This window comes from Micromonospora sp. NPDC050784 (assembly GCF_044456765.1).
Classification (GTDB): domain Bacteria; phylum Actinomycetota; class Actinomycetes; order Mycobacteriales; family Micromonosporaceae; genus Micromonospora; species Micromonospora foliorum.
In genome coordinates this window covers 142724-161546 of sequence record NZ_JBITGG010000018.1, presented here as the reverse complement: position 1 = coordinate 161546, position 18823 = coordinate 142724, and the positions used below count along the sequence as shown (strand labels likewise).

Below are 18823 nucleotides of genomic sequence, written 5' to 3'. Positions count from 1 at the left end.
GATGGGGATCACCGCCCGTGGAGTCGGGCTGCTCGTCGCCGCCGTGGTGCTGCTGGGGGCGGGTTTCCGGTTCGCGTACCCCGAGTTGACGCTGCTCGGCGCGGCGGCCGGCGCGGCCGTCGGCTACGCCGCGCTGGTCGCGGTCTGGCGGCCCCGGCTGACGGTGACCCGCCGCGCGGACCCGGACCGGGTGGCGCGCGGCGAGCCGGCGAGCATGACGTTGACCGTGCGCAACACCGGGCGGCTGCGCTCGGCGAACCTGCTGGCCGAGGACCGGTGCGGGACGCGGACCGTGCCGGTGCCGGTGCTGCGCCTGCGGCCCGGCCGGGACACCGAGGTCCGCTACGACGTGCCGACCGACCGTCGTGGGGTGGTGCCGGTCGGTCCGCTGCGGGTGACCCGGCGCGACCCGCTGGGGTTGGTGGCGCTGGCCCGCCCGTACGGTGCGGCGGTGCCGGTCTGGGTGCACCCCCGCATCCACCCGCTGACGGCGGTGCCCCGGGGCGCGGGGCGCAGCCTCGACGGCCGGGTCGACGGGGTACCGCACGGGTCGATCACGTTCGACTCGCTGCGGGAGTACGTGGTCGGCGACGAACTGCGCCGGGTGCACTGGCGCACCAGCGCCCGGGTGGGTGAGCTGATGGTGCGGGAGAACGTGGACACCAGCCTGCCGCGCCTGGTCGTCCTGCTGGACAACCGCGTCGCCGCGCACCCGCAGCGGGTCGGCGGGGTGGCGGAGTCGTTCGAGTCGGCCTGTGAGGCGGCGGCGTCGATCGTCATCGCCGCGCACCGCGCCGACCTGCCGGTGCTGTTGCTGTTGGTCGCCGCCGAGCCGGCGGAGCCGACAAAGCCGGCGGAGCCCGCGCAGGTCACGACGCCCGACGGCGGGGCCGACGGCCCGCTCGGGCCGCTGGACCGGCTCGCCGCCGCCGAACTGTCCACCGACGGTGACGCGGTGCGGGCGGCCACCACCCGGTTGCGGCAGGACCGGCTCGGCGACACGCTGATCTTCCTCACCGGGCCGGGCGGCCGGGACGAGCTGGGACACGTCGGGGCGCTACGTGGGGCGTACCCGTCGGTGGTGGTCGGGGTGTTCGGCGCGGCCGAGCCGACGCCGCCGGGCACCACTGGTCTGGTGGTCGTCGACGCCGCGGACGGCGCGCAGTTCGCCGCCGAGTGGGACAGGGTACGCCGTTGGTGACGGGCGCCGTACGGGTGCTGCGGGCGGCCGTCCTTCCGCTGGCGCTCATCGGGCTGACGGCGCTCGCCGGGGTGGTACTCGGCCGGGTGTACGCCGGTGGCCTGCTGACCTGGCTGGGCATCGGCGCGGCGGCGGGTTCGGTGCTGGTCAGCGTGGCCGCCCGACGGCTGCCGTCGTGGCTGGTGGCGCCGGTGTCGGTGGCCGTGATGGCCGGCTGGACACTGTGGTCGCTGCGGCTGGCCGCCACCCGCGCGGAGGTGCCGGGCGGCCTGTTGGAGGTCACCGCGGACGCCGCCCGCAACGGCATCCCCCGACTGCTCACCGCGATGATCCCGGTGGAGCCCACACCGGACACGGTGCTGGTGCCTGTCGTCGCCGCCTGGCTGGCCGGGCTGACCGGCGCGGAGGTGGCGCTGCGCACCGGCCGGGTGCTGCTGGGTTACCTGCCGGCGGCGGGGCTCTACGCCGCCGCGCTCTACGTGGTCGGCCCGAACGCCGAACCGGCCCTGGGAACGACCCTGGTGTTCGTCGCGGTCGCGGCCCTCGGCCTGGCCACCCCCACCCAGACGGCGCCGGGCGGCGGTGACCCGACCGCCGAGCTGACCCCCCGGGTACGCGCGGCAGTGCGGCTGCGGCTGGCCACCAGCGCGGCGCTCGGGGTGGCCCTGGTGGTCGGGCTTGTCGCGTTGCTCGGCCCGCTCGTCGCCGAGCAGGTCGACGGCCGGCCGGTGGACCCCCGCCGGTACGTCGAACCGCCGCAGGTGCAGACGCTCGACGAGAACCCGTTGATCCGGATCTCCGGCTGGGCGCTGCACCCGGAGCAGAAGCTCCTCGACGTGAGCACGGACCGACCCGACGCACCACCCGAGACCGACCCGGCGGCGGACACCGCGCGCAGTGTGCGGATCCGGTTGGCGGTGCTCAGCGACTACGACGGGGTGACCTGGCGCGTCGGGGCGACGTACCGCAACGCCGGGCGGATCCTGCCGGCTGCGACTCCCGCCCGGGACAGCACGCTGCAGACGGTCCGGCAGCAGATCAGCGTGGCCGAGTTGAGCGGTCGGCTACTGCCCGCCGTATCGACGCCCCGGGAGGTCAGCGGGGCACGGGTGGCGTACGACCCGGCGAGCGGGACGCTGATCCGGCCGGAAGGGCTGACACCCGGGCTGCGGTACACGGTGACCTCCGCCGAGGAACGCCCGGACTCCAACCTGTTGGCCACCGCGAACGTACCCGCCGGCGACGAGGTGGCCCGGGTGCTGCGGGTCGCCGACGGGGTGCCCGACCCGATGCGCCGGCTGGCCACCCAACTCGCCGAGGAGAACGGCGCCCCGTACGCCCGCGCCTTGGCGATCGAGGCGTTCCTGGCCGAGCACTACCGGGTGGTGGCGGACGCCCCGAGCGGGCACGCGTACCCGAATCTGGGTTTCTTCCTGTTCGGCCCCCGCAACGGCGGCGGGCAGGAGGGCACCTCGGAGCAGTTCGCGGCGGCCTTCGCGGTCCTCGGCCGGCTCTCCGGGCTGCCGACACGGGTGGTGGTGGGCTTCCGGACCAGCGGGCAGGGGCCGGTGCTGGCCGGTGACGCGTACGCCTGGCCGGAGGTGCTCTTCGACGGGCTGGGCTGGGTGTCGTTCGACCCGCTACCCCGCCCGAACGACGAACCGAGGCCGGTGGAGGAGGACTTCCGCCCGACGCCGGAAGACCCGCCGCCGTCGGAGGCACCCGCACCGACCGCCGAGCCGAGCGCCTCACCGGAACCGGCGACCGCCGCCGACGCCCCGTCCGCCTCGGACGGGCTCTCCACGCCGGTGCTGGTCGCCGGCGGCAGCGGCGGCCTGCTGCTGGTGGTGGGAGCACTCCTGCTCGCCCTGGTGGCGATGCGCCGCTCCCTCACCCGCAGCCGGCTCGTTCGGGGCGACCCCGGCCAGCGCATCGCCGGCGCCTGGCGGGAGGTCACCGACGCGCTCCGGCTGGCCGGCAGACCGGTCGGGGACGACCTGGCCGCCACCGAGGTCGCCAGGCACGCCCGCCGAACCCTGACCGACGCCCGCATCGGCCGCAGCGGGGGTGACGTGGTCGGTGGGGCCACCGGCGGCACGGCGCAGGCAGACGCGTCCAGCCCGGCCGTCGACGAGTTGGCGGCCCTGCTCAACCAGGTGGGCTTCGCCCCCGGCGCCGCAACGCCCGACCAGGCCACCCGGGCCGCCGAGGTGGCCACCACCTACGTGGCCACCCTGCGCTCCGCGCGCCCCTGGTGGCGCCGCCTGCTCTGGTCCGTGCACCCCGCTCCCCTGCGCCGCGCCCGCCGCTCCCCCCGCTGATCAAGAGCTTTGCGTCGACTGCGGGCCCACTTCTGACCCAAACTTCTTGATCACCGGGGGCAGGATCACCGGGGACGAAACACGCTGGCGGTGTGTGTGGGCGGCGACGAGCATCAGAGCGTGGACCAGCATTCGAGTGACATCGTCGACTACTACACGCAGCGCTACCGCGAGGACCAGCGGCTCACCGGCAGGCCGCAGGCGCGACTGGAGTGGATACGCACGACGCAGCTCCTGCGGGACCTCCTGCCCGTTCCCGGTGCCCGGGTGCTGGACATCGGTGGGGGCACCGGCGAGTACGCGCGGGCCCTCGTCGTCGCCGGCTACGACGTCCGCCTCGTCGACCTGGTGCCGAGTCACGTCGCGCAGGCCGCCAGCGGGCGCCCCCCGGTCGAGGCACAGGTGGCCGACGCGCGTGCGCTTCCCGACGCCGACGGCGGGTATGACGCCGCGCTGCTGCTGGGTCCGCTGTACCACCTGGTCCGCCGCGACGACCGGCTCCAGGCCCTCCGCGAGGCGGTCCGGGTCACCCGCCCCGGCGGTCTCGTCGTGGCCGCCGTCATCTCCCGCTTCGCCGGCCCGTTGGACTTCGCAGCCACCGGACGACTCGACGAGAGGCTGCTCGACGAGGCCAGGGCGCTGCTGAGCGACGGCGTCAACGACCCGCGGATCGGTTTCACCCACGCCTACTTCCACCGGGTCGAGGAGATCACCGACGAGTGCGCAGCCGCGGGGCTGACCGACGTCGTCGTACACGGAGTGGAGGGCCCGGCCTGGACGGCGGCGGAGGCCGCGGCGAACGGGCCGGCGCAGGACGCCGTCTTCGCCGCCGCGTTGGACCTGGCCCGGCTGTACAGCAGCGAGCCGGCGCTGATCAGTTCCAGCGCCCACCTCCTGGCCGTCGGACGCGTTCCGGTGCGCTAGCGGGGTCAGGCGGTCAGCCGGCGGATGAGTTTGCGCATGCCGGCCTGCCAGCCGTCCGGGTCCTCGGCGCGGCGGCGCGCGTAGTCGGCGACCTCGGGGTGCGGCAGGATCAGGAAGCGTTCCTCGGCCAGCCCGGCGATGGCCGCGTCGGCGACCTGGTCCGGGGTGAGCACCGCACCGGAGGCGGCGACCACCCGGGCGCCCAGGTGACCGTCGGCGAGCCCGTCGGCGAGCATCGGGGTGTCCACCCCCTGCGGGCAGAGCGCGCTGACCCGGATGCCCCGGTCCCGGTAGGTGATCGCCAACCACTCGGCGAACCCCACCGAGGCGTGCTTCGTCGCGGTGTACGCGGCGTCTCCCACCGCGGTCAGCACACCCGCCGCGGAGCAGGTGTGCAGCAGGTGCCCGCCGCCCCGGGCCAGCATTCCGGGCAGCACCGCGCGGGCCGAGTAGACGTGGGCGAGCACGTTGACCCGCCACGCGCGGTCCCAGCCGGCGTCGTCGACCTCCACTCCCCCGCCGGTGGTCACCCCCGCGTTGGCGCAGAACAGGTCGATCCGGCCGTACCGCTGCTCGGTGTCGGCGACCAGCGCGCGGACCTGCTCCTCGTCGGTGACGTCGAGGGCGCGGGGGTGCGCGACCGGGCCGATGCCCTCGGCCACCGCGCGGGCCGCGTCGGCGTCCAGGTCGGCGACCACCACGGCGGCGGCCCCCTCGGCGGCGAACCGGCGCGACAGCGCCGCGCCGATGCCACCGGCCCCGCCGGTGACCACCACGACCCGGTCGGTGAGGTTCACGCGGACGCCTCCACGAGGTTGGTGCCCAACCGGGCGATGAGGTTGAGCAGCGCGGTCGCGCCGCCGGCGGTGACCTCGGGGGTAGGAAGCAGCGCGAAGACCGGCACGTCCACCCCGTTGTCGGCGTAGCGGCGCACCTCGGCGCGGCACCGCTCCGGTGAGCCGTGCAGCACCAGCGCGTCGACCACCTCGTCGGGCACCGCCGCGCTGGCGCCACGCCGGTCACCGGCGGCCCAGGCCGCCCACATGGGCGCGAGCGTCTCGTCACGGCCGAGCCAGCGGTGGAACTCCGCGTACGCCGGGACGGTGAGGTAGCTGGTGATGAGCCGACGGCCCAGCGCCCGGGCGTACGCGGCGTCCTCGGTGGGGCAGACGAAGATCCGGGCGGCGACCTCGAAACCGGCGCGGCGCTCGCCCAGCTCGGCGAGGGCACGCGGCACGTCGTCGGCGCTGAGCCAGTTGAGGATGACCCCGTCGGCCTCCGCGCCGGCCAGCCGGAGCATCCCCGGGCGCAGCGCGGCGAGCAGGATCGGTGGCGGCACCGCCGGCGGTCGTTCCAGCGTGAACCGGCGGACGGCGAACGTGTCGTAGACCTCGTCGACGGTCTCCCCGGCCAGCGCGGCGCGCAGGAAGCGCAGCACGTCGCGGGTGCGGCGGAACGGCTCGTCGAACGGCACCGCGTTCCAGTCCCGGACCAGCACAGGTGAGGACGCGCCGATGCCGAGCGAGAACCGGCCCGGCGCCGCCTCGGCCAGCGCCGCCGCGCTCATCGCCAACAGCCCGGGCCCCCGGGTGAAGACCGGCGTGATCGCGGTGCCGAGCCGCAGCCCGGGCTGCCAGGCCGCGGCGAGCGCCAGCGGGGTGAACGCGTCGGTCCCGGCGACCTCGGACGACCACACGTCGGTGAACCCGGCCCGGTCGAGGGCCGCGTAGGCCGCGTCGTGCTGCGCCAGCGCGATCCCGCCCAGCGGCACGGTCATGCCCCATCGATTCGTCACCGATCGATCGTGCCCGTTGACGCCGGCCCGAGCAAGATCCCCGGGTTGGGCAGAATCGCCGGTTTCCGGCCGTGCGCGCCGGTGGGAAGTGCTACCACTTCGAGGTGGACCGGACCGACGGCGCAGGCCGCTGACCATGGGTTCCAGGGCGGCGGGACACCTGGAGCCGATCCCTGCGGCGGTCACGCCCGGCCGGGCGACGTTCCTGGAACTCTTCTTCGACCTGGTGTTCGTCTTCGCGCTCACCCGGATCTCGGCGCGCGCGTTCGAGGACCTGACCCAGGACCCGGGCCGGGAGCACGGCTGGGGGACGGTCACCGGCGGCGGCAAGACACTGCTGTTGCTGCTCGCGCTCTGGGCGGTCTGGCAGGGCACCGCGTGGACGACCAGCCGGTACGACCCGTACCGGGTGCCGCTGCAGACCGTGGTGATCACCGCGTTGGTGTGCAGCATGGTGATGGGGGTGGCGGTCCCCCGCGCGTTCAGCGCGACCGGACTGATGTTCGCGGTGGCGTACGTCATCGCGCAGGTGACCCGGCCGGTGATCCTGTCGATCGCGCTCGGACCGCACCCGTACCGCCGGTTGAAGGTGCGCATGGCGGTGGTCTTCGCCGTCACCGGGGTGCTCTGGATCAGCGGCGCGATGCTGAGCACCAACGCGCAGGTGGTGCTCTGGTCGGCGGCGCTGGTCATCGAGTACCTGGCCGGCCGTTACGGCTGGCCGGTGCCCGGCCTGGGTCGTTCGACGGTCTCCAAGTGGGAGATCGCCGGGGAGCACCTGGCCGAGCGGTACCAGCAGTTCTTCCTCGTCGCGCTGGGCGAGACGATCCTGGTGGCGGGTTTCGCCTACAGCGCGGGGCCGTACGAGGCGGGGCACGTGTGGGCGTTCGCGCTGGCGCTGGCCACCTCGATCATGCTGTGGCGCATCTACGTGCAGCGGGCCGGCCGGATCCTGGGCGAGGCGGTGATGAAGGCCCGCCACCCCGCCACCATCGGCCGGTCGGCCGCCGACACCCACCTGCTGATGGTGATCGGTCTCGCTGCCACCGCCATCGGGTACGAGCTGATCATCAATCATCCGCTGGAGCGGATCCCGGGGCCGTGGCTGGCCATGGTGCTCGGCGGGCCGGCCCTGTTCCTGGCCGGGCGGGCCCGCCTGGAGTACGAGGTGTTCGCCCGGGTCTCCCCGTCCCGGTGGATCGCCCTCACGGTGCTGGTGGCGTCGTCGGTGCCGCTGCTGTACCTGCCCGGTGTGGTCGCGACCGCTGTCGGGGCGGTGGTGCTGGCCGCGGTCGCGGTGGCCGACGCCCGACGGGCCCACGGCGCCCCACCGGAGCCCGCCGCACCACCGTTCTGAGCCTCGCGGGCGAATGCCGCAGCGGCGCGGCCGGTTACCCTCGGCCGGTGACCTTCTCGCTCGTCGCCCGCTCCGCCGACGGCCGCCTGCACGGCGTGGCCGTCGCCAGCAAGTTCCTCGCCGCCGGGGCGCTGGTGCCGGCCGCCGCCGCCGAGGTGGGCGCGCTGGCCACCCAGGCGCACGTCAACCTCGCCTACCGCCCGCAGGGCCTCACCCTGCTGCGCACCGGGGTGGCCGCCGCCGACGTGGTGGCCGGGCTGATCGCCGCCGACCCGGAGCGGGAGCACCGCCAACTCGGCGTCGTGGGGGCCAGCGGTGCGGGCGCCACCTGGACGGGGCCGGCCTGCCATCCGTGGGCCGGCGGACGGACCGGCGACGGCTGGGCCGCCCAGGGCAACGTGCTCACCGGCCCGGAGGTCGTCGACGCCCTCGGCGAAGCCTGGCAGGCGGGAACGGCGCTGCCGTTCGCCGAGCGGCTGCTCGCCGCGCTGCGCGCCGGCGACGAGGCCGGCGGAGACCGGCGTGGCCGGCAGAGCGCCGGCCTGCTGGTGGTCGAGCGCGGCGGCGGGTACGGCGGCACCAGCGACGTGGTGGTGGACCTGCGCGTGGACGACCACCCGGACCCGGTAGCCGAGCTGGGTCGCCTGCTCGCCGTGCACACCATGCTGTTCGGCAAGCCCGACCCGGCCACCCTGCTCGACCTGAGCGGCGCGGTCGCCGCCGAGGTGGCGGCGCTGCTCGGCGCGCTGGGCCACCCGGTGCACCAGGCCGGCACGGAGGCGGCGTTGATCTCCTGGGCCGGGTTGGAGAACCTGGAGGAGCGGCTGGTGCCGGGGCGGATCGACCCGGTGGTGCTGACACACCTGCGCGGCGTCGCCCCGCACGTCCCGGCCCCACGCTCCGCGAGCTGACCCCGACCGGCGGCCCCCGGCTGCGCCGGCTGGCTCAGCCCTTGACCCGGGGCACCAGCCGGTGGACGACGCTGAGCACCAACGCCATCACCACCGCCATCGTGCCGGCGATCCCGGCGGCGCTGCCCGCGTACCCGACGAACAGGGGGCGGCGGCTCAACTCGGTTGGCCCGGTGCCGCGCAGGTCGACCAACCAGGCCAGGGCCAGCCCACAGGCGAGCAGGGCGAGCACACCGCCCACCCCGAGCACGAGCGCGGCGACCCGGTGCGCGTCACCGGGCGCGACCTCGGCCTGCTCCCGCTGGAAGACGAGCAGGACCAACCCGGCCAGCGCCGCCCAGACACCCACCACCAGATACGCGGCGACCGCGTCGCTGGGCCGGTGCCAGCCGGCGGAGAGGGTGGCCACTCCGGCTGCGGCGGCGTAGCCGGCACCGATGAAGGCACCGACGGCCCGCACCTTGCGCGGCAGCACGAGCATCAGCGCGACCGCCACCGACGCGGCCACCGTGGCGTGCCCGCTGGGCAGGCTGTTGCCCACCGCGGCGCGTTCCGGGTCGAGACCGTAGTCGGGCCGGTTCAGCCCGTACTTGAGCAGTTGGGTGGTGACGTTCGCTCCGGCGATCAGCAGGGTCGCGGTGATCGCCAGGGCGATCCGCCCCCGGATCAACGCGATGAACCCGATCATCGCGGTGGCGGCCAGCAGCGAGACCACCGACATCGCGTTGAGGATTTTATCGACCGGACCGTCGATGGTGTCCTGCCCGATCCGGTTGCCGGTGAGGGCGACCGTGTCCACCCACTGACCGATCTCGAGGTGCACGGCCACCCGCCACACGGCGAGGAAGGCAGCCGCCTGGACGAGGGCCAGTACGACCAACCAGACCGCGGTCCAACCCCGTGCCGTCGCGCGCATCCGCACACCGTAGCGGCAGGTGTCGGCGGTCCGAGCGGTGGCCCGCCGTCCGTCGCCGGTTAGGTTGTGCCAGAGGCGAGGAGGCGGTGGTGAGCGGAACACCGGAGCGCGACAGCGGCCCGGCCGAACCCGGTCCGGAGCAGCGCAAAGGCGACGACCCGGGGTCGGCAGGGCCGGCGCCAGCCGGCGCCGACACCGGTCCGGCTGGGCCGGCGCGGGCCGAGTCGCTGACGGATCTGCTGGGCGGGCGACGCGGCGCCATCGACGCCACCCTGCCGCCGCTGGCGTTCGCGGCGGGCTGGCTGCTGGGCGGCGAGTCGCTGTGGGGCGGGGTGGGCGCGGCGCTGGCCGTGGGCGCGGTGGTGGCGGGCGTACGGCTGCGTCGGGGTGACCGGCCGCGTTCGGTGCTGATCGGGCTGCTGGCCGTCTGCGTCGCGGCGTTGATCGCGGTGCGCACCGGCCGGGCCGAGAACTTCTTTCTGATCCAGGTGCTCTCCAACGCCGCGAGCGCTCTGGCGTGGACAGTCAGCATCGTGGTGCGCTGGCCGCTGCTCGGCGTGCTGGTCGGCGCGGTGCTGGGCCAACGGGCCGGGTGGCGGCGTGACCCGGCGCTGCTGCGCGGGTACGGGCGGGCCAGTTGGGTGTGGACGGCTACGTACCTGCTGCGGCTTGCCGTGTTCGTGCCGCTCTACCTGGGCGGGCAGGTGCTCGCGCTGGTGGTGGCCCGGGTGGCGCTGACCTGGCCGCTGGTCGCCGCGGCGCTGGCACTGAGCTGGGTGGTGCTGCGGCGCTCGCTGCCGGCCGGGCACCCGGGGCTGCGTCACCCGGTCACCCCGCCTCGCTGACCCGGTCGGGCGCGGCCGGGCTCCGGGCAAAAAGGCGGCCGGGCTCGGGGCAAAAAAGTGGAGAGGCCGCCACGGGGGGAGCGGCCTCTCCGGTGACGTACGTTACTCCGTCACGGACCTCGGTGTGATCCCGCGACGGCCCGAATTTCTGGGCTTTTTCGCGGTTGGCTTCAGTCCGGGCGGTGGGGTGGGCCGACCGATCCGCTGCGTCGGCCAGATGGCCGGCCCACCCCGGCCTGACCGTGGGTGTCAGGCCGTCCGCCAGCCCTGGTCCGTCGTTCCCCGGACCCGGGCCGGACCCCGGGGTGGGCGGTCCACGCCACCCACCCCGGGTCGTCTCAGCCGTTCGGGAACAGGCTGCCGTAGTCGGCGTACGCCATGGCGACGTCAGCCTGCGCCCAGAACCGGTGGTAGTTGAAGCTCGGCTCCGGGCCACCGTCCAGGTACGCCTGCACCTTGGGCCAGTCCGGGTCGTTCTTGTAGAAGGACCGGATGTCGAGGAAGCTCTTGCCGGCGGCGATGGCGTCGCCGTTCGGCATCTTCCCGGTCCAGCCCGGCGGGACGTAGAGGCCCTGCCCGGTGGACGCGTTGTAGACGTCGTCGAAGCGCCGGTAGTCGCCACGCTTCTCGGTGGTGGAGACGCCCTTGGCGTCGCTGGCGGCCGACAGCGCGTCGAGCAGACCCTTGGCGGTGTTCTTCGCCGCCACGTTGCCCGACTTGGCCGCGTACGCGATCAGGGTCCGGGCGTAGGCGGCGGCGACGCCGACGTCCTGGCCCTTGCTGATCACCTCGACGTGCAGGTTGGTGTTGGGCTGCGGGCTGGACGGGTTCCAGGTGGTCGGCTGACCGGTCCACGCCATGTCCGACGGGATCGACCAGTTGGTGCCGACGGTGGTGTTGGCGATCGCCCACGGCACCCACTTGTCCAGCAGCGCCTTGGCCTTCGCGTTGCCGGTCTGCAGGTACAGCTCGGCGATGCGCTGCATGGACCAGGCCTGCATGCCGAACCACTGGTTCGACGGCGGGTCGTTGTAGACCGGGTCGACGTCGTAGAACATCCCGTAGAAGGTGCTGGTGCCGGCCGGCGGCTGGGCGTAGCTGCCGTCCCAGCTGTTGGTCGCGCCGCCGGCGATGCCGCCCTCGGCGGACTGCAGCCAGGTGTAGAACTCCAGCTGCCGCTCGAAGCTCTTGGTCCAGTCGGCGACCGCTGTCGACGACTGCGGCTTGAGCTCCGGGGTGTTGGTCAGCGCCCAGGCCGCGAACGGGTTCTGGTAGCCGAAGTGGTTGTGGCTGGAGCCGATCCGCCAGGACCAGTTCTGGCTGGCGTCGTACGCGCCACCCCAGGCGTAGTACCAGGACAGCAGGTAGTGCGCCGAGTCCTTGCCGCTGCCGGCGGGGCAGGTGCTGGCCCCGACGCAGTTGCCGATCTTCTTGAAGTACTTGTCGAACATCGCGTACCGCAGGTAGTCGCCCATCTTGGCGGCCTTGGTGATGGTGGCCGCGACATCGGCCTGCTTGTTCTGCGCCTTGGCCCAGGTCAGCGCCCAGTACGCGGCCTGCACGGCGCGGGCGTCGGCGTCCGGGGCGTTGGTGTACTTCCACTGCTTGGCGGGGGCGCCGGTGTCCTTGACGAACAGGTCGAGGTAGCCGTACTGACCGCCGTGCTTGAAGGTGTCGCAGGACGGCTGCGGGATGGTCTCCCACACCGACTCCTGGGTGCCCCGCTGGAAGGTGTTGATGTAGGCCGGCTTGGTGGTGCCGTCACCGCAGCGGCCGAAGCCGTAGGTGTTGTCGACGTCCATCAGCCAGTGCATGCCGTAGATGTCGCCGGTGCCGTAGGTGGACTGCAACTCCGAGCGGAGCGGGTCCTGACCGACCGGGACGTTCGGGTTCAGCGCCGACGGGTACTGGCTGGGCAGGTTGTACTCCGCGGCGTACTGCGGCGTCCCCGCTGAGCCGGCGGTCGGCTGGTCGGCGTGCGTGGGGATGATGTACTTCTCCATGACCGTCCAGGCGTTGTTGAACGGGGCCCAGTTCTGGGTGACCCGCCCGTAGTTCGCCTCCAGCCAGAGCCAGAAGCTGAACGCCTCCGAGGTGGTCTCGTGACCGTGGTCGGGTGCCTCGACGATCAGCGTTTCCACCGAGTGGTACGGCACGCCCTCGGGGCTGAAGTAGCCCGAGTTCTTGATCTTGCCGTACTGGTCGAGGAACTTCGCGATGTAGGTGTTGTCGCCGCCCGGGGTGTCGTTGTCGATCTCGGTGGCGGTGACCGCCAGCGAGGCGAGACCCGTGGCGGAGGCGGTGATGGTGGCGGCGCCGCCGGCGGTGTCGGTGTCCTCCGCCGCGGCGACCGTGACGGTGACCCCGGTGTTCCAGTTGCTCGTGGTCAGCGTGGCGGTGGCCGGCGAGACCGTGACGTCGGTGTCTCCGGTGCGGGTGAGGGTGACCGGCACACTGGCCGTCGGCGCGGCGCTGAGCTTCAGGTTGAAGGTGCTGGTGCCACCCTCGGTGACGCTCACCGCGGACGGAGTGGCGATCAACGTCGGGCCGCTGGCGGTGCCGACGGTGAACGCCTTCTCGTCGACCCCGATGCCGTTGGCGTTGTCGTACGCCTTGGCCTGGACGGTGTAGCTGCCGGCCGGCAGGTCCTCCTGCGTGTAGGCGTACGGAGCGCTGGTGTCGGTGTTGATCAGCAGGCCGTTGCGGTAGAACTCGACCTTGCTGATCGTCCCGTCCGGGTCGCTGGCGGTGGCGGTCAACGGCACGTCGGCCGGCGCGGTGAACGGCCCGGCCGGCAGGCCGAGGGAGACCGTCGGCGGCTGGTTGGCCGGGGTGCCGTTGCAGGGGGTGCCGTTCAGGGTGAACGCGGTGGGCTTCGGGTTGCTCCCCGAGTGGGTGCCGTTGAAGCCGATGGTGGTGGAGGCCCCGGTGCCGAGGTTGCCGTTGTACGACTCGTTGGTCGCGGTGACCTCGCTGCCGGACTGGCTGAACTTGGCCGACCAGCCCTGGGTGACCCGCTGACCGCTGGTCGGGAAGGTCCACTTGAGCGTCCAGTTGCTGACCGGGTCGCCCAGGTTCTTGATGGTGACGTTGGCGGTGAAGCCGGTGTTCCAGTCGTTGGTCGCGTAGACCACGTCGCAGGCGGGTGCGGCCTGTGCGGCGCCGGCAGGCAGGGTCACCCCGCCGATGGCGAGCAGCGCGGCGGCGGCGAGCGCCACGCGGCGGCGTATTGCCAGTTGTCTCATGTGCGCGGTGTCTCCTCGGACCAGGCCGGGATGGTTCTCCGGCGAGGCGCCTGCCCGCGAGGGTGGTGGTCCGCGGGGATGTCGAGGCGCCGGGAAGGTGGTCTTCCCCGGGCCCGGCCGGGGGTAGGGCGGTGCGGCCCGCACGGGAGGGGGTCCCGCCGGCCGCGCTCGGGTGACCGTGACCGGAGCTGGTGCTGCCGGTTGCCCTCGGTGGACCCGCACTCACGCGATGTGGCTCGTGTCGCGTCGAATCGACAGTGTGCCATGGAAGCGCTCCCACAACAAGCGCACGGAGCGCCGGATCAGCTCCTTGTTTCGATCTCGTTTTGGGGCTTTCACAATGGCGTGACGGGCGTTACAGTCGCAACATCGGTCGATGGGAGCGCTTCCATCGACAAGGTTCCAACAAGAAGATCGCTGGGGTCGTCTCTGACGAGCCCGGGGAACCAGACCGAGGGCCGACGACGGGCCAGCCCGGACGCCGTCGTCAGCCATCGTCCCGCCACAGGGAGGGAGGTGGAACCAGAGCCACTCGCGTGGCCCGGCTCCCGCGCGACACGCACGGCAGGACCCAAATTCCGCCCGTGTGTGTGCAGTTACGGTGGGGACGGGGGTTGCCCTCCCCCGTCCCCACACTAAACCCCCGTACACGATAGGAAAAGAGGCCGACGGGACAGGCGCGCCGCGCCGCCCGGACGGCCTCGTTCGCTGCTCGGGGCCACACCCGCATCCCATCCGCCAGCGCCGGCCGTTCTGACGGCCGGCTGACCGGCCGGCAGCGCCTGCCCTATCATGGGAGCGCTCCCGAAACTTTCGGCGGTGGCCCCGTATCCATGAGGAGAATCCATGTCGATACCTATTGGGCCCGCCGGCCCGCTGCGCTTCCCGGAGAACTTCGGCTGGGGCGCGGCCACCTCCGCGTACCAGATCGAGGGCGCCGCCAAGGAGGACGGGCGCGGCGAGTCGGTCTGGGACACCTTCAGCCGCGTCCCGGGGCGCACCCGCAACGGCGACACCGGCGATGTGGCCATCGACCACTACCACCGCTACGCCGAGGACCTCGACCTCATGCGCGACCTCGGGTTGCGCAGCTACCGCTTCTCCATCTCCTGGCCCCGGATCCAGCCCGACGGCACCGGCACGCCCAACCAGCGCGGCCTCGACTTCTACCGGCGCCTCCTCGACGGCCTGCACGAGCGCGAAATCACCCCGATGGCCACCCTGTTCCACTGGGACCTCCCGCAGGCGCTCCAGGACGCCGGCGGCTGGGAGTCACGCGACACCGCCCACCGCTTCGCCGACTACGCCGATGTGGTCTTCCGCGCCCTCGGCGACCGGGTGCCGGCCTGGCTCACCATCAACGAGCCCAAGACCGTCGTGCAGAACGGCTACCTCACCGGCCACCACGCCCCCGGCCGGCAGGACCCGGACGCCGCCTACCTGGTCGCCCACCACCTGCAACTCGCCCACGGGTTCGCCGTCGGCGCGCTGCGGGCCAGCGGCAGCGACAGCCGGATCGGCCCCGCACTCAACCTGCACCCCTGCTACCCCGCCGACGACTCCCCGCAGGCTGCCGCGGCCGCCCACCTCTACGACGCCTACGAGAACCGCCTCTACCTCGACTCCCTGTTCAAGGGCAGCTACCCGGAGGACCTGCTGGCCGACCTGGGCCCGCAGAGCCGCATGGTCCAGGGCATCCGCGACGGCGACCTGAAAATCATCTCCTCGCCGGTCGACCTGCTGGCCGTGCAGTACTACACCCCGATCTACGTCACCGCCGACGGCGGCACCGCGCACCGCTGGGCGACCTCCGAGGCCGAGTGGCAGCAGATCTATCCCGAGGGGATGTACGACCTGCTGACCCGGATCACCCGCGAGTACGGCCCGATCCCGCTCACCATCACCGAGAACGGGCTGCCCACACCGGACACTCTGGACGCGGATGACACCGTCCAGGACACGGGTCGGATCAGCTTCCTGCGCGACCACCTCACCGCCGCGCACCGCGCCATCGCCGACGGGGTGCCGCTGGAGAGCTTCCACGTCTGGTCACTGCTGGATAACTTCGAGTGGGACCAGGGCTACGACCAACGATGGGGCTTGGTCTACGTGGACTACCCCACCCAGCGGCGGGTGCTCAAGAGCAGCGCCACCTGGTACCGCTCCGTCATCGCCGCCGGCGGCTTCTGAAGGCGCCGCCACCCGGACGGCCGGGCCCGGACGGCTCGGCTCGGGTGAGCCGGTGACCGTCCGGGCCTCGGCCGGCGCACTCAGCGGGGCAGCGCCTGCTGCAACTCCGCCCGCAGGGCCGGGGTGAGCATCTCCCCCGCCTGCTTGGCCAGCCGGGCCATCTCGTAGCCCACCACACCGATGTCCGCGTCACCGGCGGCCAGCGTGGCCAGAATCGAACCGTCGCGGATCTGCATCACCAGGAAGTAGCCACGGCCCATCTCGACCACCGTCTGCTTGACGACGTCGCCGTCGAACATCTGGGCCGCACCCGCGGTGATGCTCATCAGCCCGGAGGTCACCGCGGCGAGCTTGTCCGCGTTGTCACGGGGCAGGTGATCGGAGATCGCCACCAGCAGCCCGTCGGAGGAGACCACCACCGCGTGCGCCACACCCGGCACCCGCTCCGCGAACGCGCTCACCAGCCAGCTCAGGTCACGTGCCTCCTGGCTCAACGTCGTCACTGTCGTCGTCCCCCTTCGTCGTGCCCCCCGGACGGTGGCACGGGTATCTCGGTGGTGTCCTCAGCCTCGGCGCGCCGTACTCCGCTGTAGAGCCGCGAGAGCATGCCGCCGACCGCCTCCGGGTCCGGGTCGGTGCGGGTCGGTGCCGACATCGGTTGTGCCGAACGGGTGACCGCGCTCAACTGCGCCATGGGCACCCGCATTGGCAATCCCCGCTCATTGGTGCCGGCGGTCACCGGGACGGTCGGCGGCGCCGCCGGTGCGGGCACCGCCGGCCCGCTCGGGCCCTGCCGCGAATACCAGCCCCCGCCGCCACCGCGAGCAGCGTTCGGGGTCAACACGTCCTCGGCGCGCACCGGCACCGGGCGGCCCTGACGTGGCACGCCGACACCCGGCGGGCGGCCGGCCACCGGCAGATCCCGCGCCGCGGCGCCCGGCACCGGGGCGGCGGCCGGCCCGGCGGCCCCGGACTGCCCAGCCAACCCTCGCGCCGCGCTCGCCGCCAACATCCGCGCCGACGGGGGCGCGTCCAGCTCGACGTTGCCCGCCGGAGCCAGCAACACCGCGGGCAGGGCGAGTCGCGCGACCAGGCCGTCCTCGCCGCCGGTCAACCGCACGCGTACGCCCAACCGGGCCGCCAGGTGGCTGACCACGAAGAGCCCCATCCGCTCCACCGCCGCGACGTCAGCGGCCGGAGGGCTGGCCAGCACCTCGTTCGCCTGCACCAGCGCGGCCGGGCTCATGCCCAGACCACGGTCGACGATCTCGATCAGCGGAGCGCCCGCCTCGACCCGGGCGGTCACCACCACGACGGTGTCCGGGCGGGAGAAGGCGGTGGCGTTCTCCAGCAGCTCGGCCAGCAGGTGCACCAACTCGCCGACGGCGTGCCCGACCACGTGCACGTCGGCCACCGACTCGATCCGGACCCGCTGGTACTGCTCGATCTCGGCGGCGGCGGCCAGCAGCACCGCACCGAGGCCGACCGGCCGGTTCCACCGGCGGGTGGAGTCGGTGCCGGCGAGCACCAGCAGGCTCTCGTCGTTACGGCGCATCCGGGCGGCCAGGTGATCGAGCTTGAACAAATTCTCCAGCTGGTCCGGGTCGCTCTCCTCGCGCTCCAGGTCGTCCAGCAGCTCCAGCTGCCGCTCCACCAGCACCTGGCTGCGGCGGGCCAGGTTGACGAACATCGCGTTGACGTTGCGCCGCATGAGCGCCTGCTCGACGGCGACCGTGACCGCGCTGCGGTGCACCGCCACGAACGCCTCGGCCAACTCGCCGATCTCGTCGAGCGAGCGGACCACCGCCGGCGCGACGTCGATACGGGGCACCCCGCCGGTGACGGTCTTCAGCCGGTCCAGGGTGTCCGGCAACTCGACCTGGGCGATCCGCAGCGCCTGGCTGCGCAGCAACCGCATCGACCGGGCCACCGACCGCCCGATGAGCAACGAGATCAGCAGGGCGGCCAGCAGGACCGTGACGACCCCACCGACGACCAGCAGGGTCGTCCGCAGCTGATCGTCGCTGGCCTCCTCGGCCTGGCGCACGGCGTCGTCGAGCACACCCGCCTCAAGCTGGCGCAGCAGCTCCTGGCGCTGCTGGCTGGCCGACCACCACTGCTCCGACGGCAGCACCTGCGGCGACGCGCCGCCGGAGGACAGGCTTTGCTCCTCCAACCCGGTGGCGACCAGGAACATCGGTGACACCGAGGTCTCGTCGTAGCGGCGGATCTGATCGGTGGTCGCGGCCACCCGGAACGCGCCGAGCGCGGTGAGCTGCTGGCCGCGCAGGTCGGCGAGGACCACCCGGTCCTCGGTGCCGTACGCACCGGCGCGGGCGGCGGCGTAGAGCTGCGCCCGCACCCGGGAGGAGAGTTCCTTGACCCGGGCCAGCTGGACGTAGCGCAGCACCGCGTCGTTCAACGCCGGCTGGTTCTGACCCGGCGTCGGTTCGGCGAGCAGGTCCAGCAACGCCCCCACGGCCCGGTGGTAGTTGCCCAGGATGGTCTCGCTGCTCAGCACCGCCGGCGGAATCGCCGCGCGGATGTCGACCACCTGGTCGTACGCCTCAAGCGCCTCGGAGAAGGCGACCCGCCAGGACGCGTCCGCGTCGGCCAGCGGCTCGGCCGCCCGGCTCAGGTCCACGATGGCCTTGTCGGTGGACGCCTGCAACGGCTTCAGGTCGTTCGCGGCGGCCTGCCGGTCACCACCCTTACGCAACTCACCCAGCTCCCCCGCCGAGCGGTCGCGCTCCTGCTGGAGCTGATGCACCGCCGCAGTGATCTGCCGGCCGATGCCGACCTGACCGGAGAAGTCGTTCAACGCCGTCGTCCGCCCCACCAGCGTGCTGGTCTGCACCCCGGCGAGCAGGAGGAACGCCATCGACGGCACCAGCAGCACGGTGGCGAGCTTCGTGCTCATCCGCCAGTCGCGCAGCCGGAACGGAGAGCGCCGTCGATGCGGAACGACTCGGACGTCGAAGCGGCGTCGGCGATGGTTCGACACCGCGCCGTTCGCCGGGTCGGGACCTGCCGCCACCCTGCCTCCTCCGTCCTACCGCGTCCACCGCGGTCGGGGGAGCGCAGTCCATCCAACCAGGCTCGGTACCGCTGTCAACGG

At 73.2% G+C, this 18823-nt stretch carries 13 protein-coding genes; 7 read left to right on the top strand and 6 right to left on the bottom strand.

Annotation, left to right across the window (positions count from 1 at the left end; all coding sequences use genetic code 11):
* Position 1 precedes the first annotated feature (1 nt).
* The 3 genes from ACIBD9_RS23905 to ACIBD9_RS23895 all read left to right on the top strand — a co-directional run bounded on the left by ACIBD9_RS23905 (position 2) and on the right by ACIBD9_RS23895 (position 4446).
* Complete coding sequence (locus tag ACIBD9_RS23905; RefSeq protein WP_396720976.1) at positions 2-1201, top strand: DUF58 domain-containing protein; 1200 nt, start codon at positions 2-4, stop codon at positions 1199-1201.
* Positions 1198-3522 (top strand): DUF3488 and transglutaminase-like domain-containing protein, encoded by a 2325-nt coding sequence (locus ACIBD9_RS23900; RefSeq protein WP_396720974.1) that lies wholly within the window; start codon positions 1198-1200, stop codon positions 3520-3522. Before ACIBD9_RS23905 ends, ACIBD9_RS23900 begins: the two co-directional genes overlap by 4 nt.
* Positions 3523-3642: 120 nt before the next feature.
* Entirely contained in the window at positions 3643-4446 is an 804-nt protein-coding gene (locus ACIBD9_RS23895; protein WP_396720973.1) for a class I SAM-dependent methyltransferase, read from the top strand.
* Between the two features lie 5 nt (positions 4447-4451).
* Here the strand turns inward: ACIBD9_RS23895 and ACIBD9_RS23890 are convergent, their stop codons facing one another.
* Both ACIBD9_RS23890 and ACIBD9_RS23885 read right to left on the bottom strand, forming a co-directional pair.
* Positions 4452-5243: an SDR family oxidoreductase gene (locus tag ACIBD9_RS23890; RefSeq protein ID WP_396720971.1), complete on the bottom strand. Its 792-nt coding sequence runs from the start codon at positions 5241-5243 to the stop codon at positions 4452-4454.
* Positions 5240-6223 (bottom strand): LLM class F420-dependent oxidoreductase, encoded by a 984-nt coding sequence (locus ACIBD9_RS23885; RefSeq protein ID WP_396721014.1) that lies wholly within the window; start codon positions 6221-6223, stop codon positions 5240-5242. The genes ACIBD9_RS23890 and ACIBD9_RS23885 overlap by 4 nt, the downstream gene beginning before the upstream one ends.
* A gap of 154 nt (positions 6224-6377) precedes the next feature.
* On the opposite strand from ACIBD9_RS23885, the gene ACIBD9_RS23880 reads away from it, so the two are divergent.
* On the top strand, positions 6378-7598 hold the full coding sequence (locus ACIBD9_RS23880) for a low temperature requirement protein A (protein ID WP_396720969.1): 1221 nt from the start codon (positions 6378-6380) through the stop codon (positions 7596-7598).
* Between the two features lie 47 nt (positions 7599-7645).
* Entirely contained in the window at positions 7646-8509 is an 864-nt protein-coding gene (locus ACIBD9_RS23875; protein WP_396720967.1) for a DUF1028 domain-containing protein, read from the top strand.
* A 34-nt stretch (positions 8510-8543) separates the two neighbouring features.
* Here ACIBD9_RS23875 and ACIBD9_RS23870 read toward each other — a convergent pair whose 3' ends face one another.
* Positions 8544-9431, bottom strand: a complete 888-nt coding sequence (locus tag ACIBD9_RS23870) for a phosphatase PAP2 family protein (RefSeq protein ID WP_396720965.1) — start codon at positions 9429-9431, stop codon at positions 8544-8546.
* 230 nt (positions 9432-9661) lie between these two features.
* On the opposite strand from ACIBD9_RS23870, the gene ACIBD9_RS23865 reads away from it, so the two are divergent.
* A complete protein-coding gene (locus tag ACIBD9_RS23865) occupies positions 9662-10270 on the top strand; it encodes a DUF3159 domain-containing protein (protein ID WP_396721012.1) in 609 nt (202 codons plus the stop codon).
* A gap of 338 nt (positions 10271-10608) precedes the next feature.
* Here the strand turns inward: ACIBD9_RS23865 and ACIBD9_RS23860 are convergent, their stop codons facing one another.
* On the bottom strand, positions 10609-13515 hold the full coding sequence (locus tag ACIBD9_RS23860; protein WP_396720963.1) for a glycoside hydrolase family 48 protein: 2907 nt from the start codon (positions 13513-13515) through the stop codon (positions 10609-10611).
* 846 nt (positions 13516-14361) lie between these two features.
* Here ACIBD9_RS23860 and ACIBD9_RS23855 point away from each other — a divergent pair.
* Positions 14362-15705 carry a GH1 family beta-glucosidase gene (locus ACIBD9_RS23855; protein WP_396720962.1) on the top strand — a complete coding sequence of 448 codons (1344 nt, stop codon included), beginning with the start codon at positions 14362-14364 and terminating at the stop codon, positions 15703-15705.
* A gap of 80 nt (positions 15706-15785) precedes the next feature.
* Here the strand turns inward: ACIBD9_RS23855 and ACIBD9_RS23850 are convergent, their stop codons facing one another.
* Both ACIBD9_RS23850 and ACIBD9_RS23845 read right to left on the bottom strand, forming a co-directional pair.
* Positions 15786-16199, bottom strand: a complete 414-nt coding sequence (locus ACIBD9_RS23850; protein WP_203148617.1) for a roadblock/LC7 domain-containing protein — start codon at positions 16197-16199, stop codon at positions 15786-15788.
* Positions 16200-16204: 5 nt separating this feature from the next.
* The gene (locus ACIBD9_RS23845; protein ID WP_396720961.1) at positions 16205-18742 is read right to left on the bottom strand and encodes a nitrate- and nitrite sensing domain-containing protein; all 2538 of its coding nucleotides are present in this window, start codon (positions 18740-18742) and stop codon (positions 16205-16207) included.
* Positions 18743-18823 lie beyond the last annotated feature (81 nt).

Coding starts and splice junctions, on each gene's coding strand:
- ACIBD9_RS23905 (WP_396720976.1), top strand. CDS start 2: ATGGGGATCACCGCCCGTGGAGTCGGGCTGCTCGTCGCCGCCGTGGTG.
- ACIBD9_RS23885 (WP_396721014.1), bottom strand. CDS start 6,223: ATGACCGTGCCGCTGGGCGGGATCGCGCTGGCGCAGCACGACGCGGCC.
- ACIBD9_RS23880 (WP_396720969.1), top strand. CDS start 6,378: ATGGGTTCCAGGGCGGCGGGACACCTGGAGCCGATCCCTGCGGCGGTC.
- ACIBD9_RS23860 (WP_396720963.1), bottom strand. CDS start 13,515: ATGAGACAACTGGCAATACGCCGCCGCGTGGCGCTCGCCGCCGCCGCG.
- ACIBD9_RS23855 (WP_396720962.1), top strand. CDS start 14,362: ATGTCGATACCTATTGGGCCCGCCGGCCCGCTGCGCTTCCCGGAGAAC.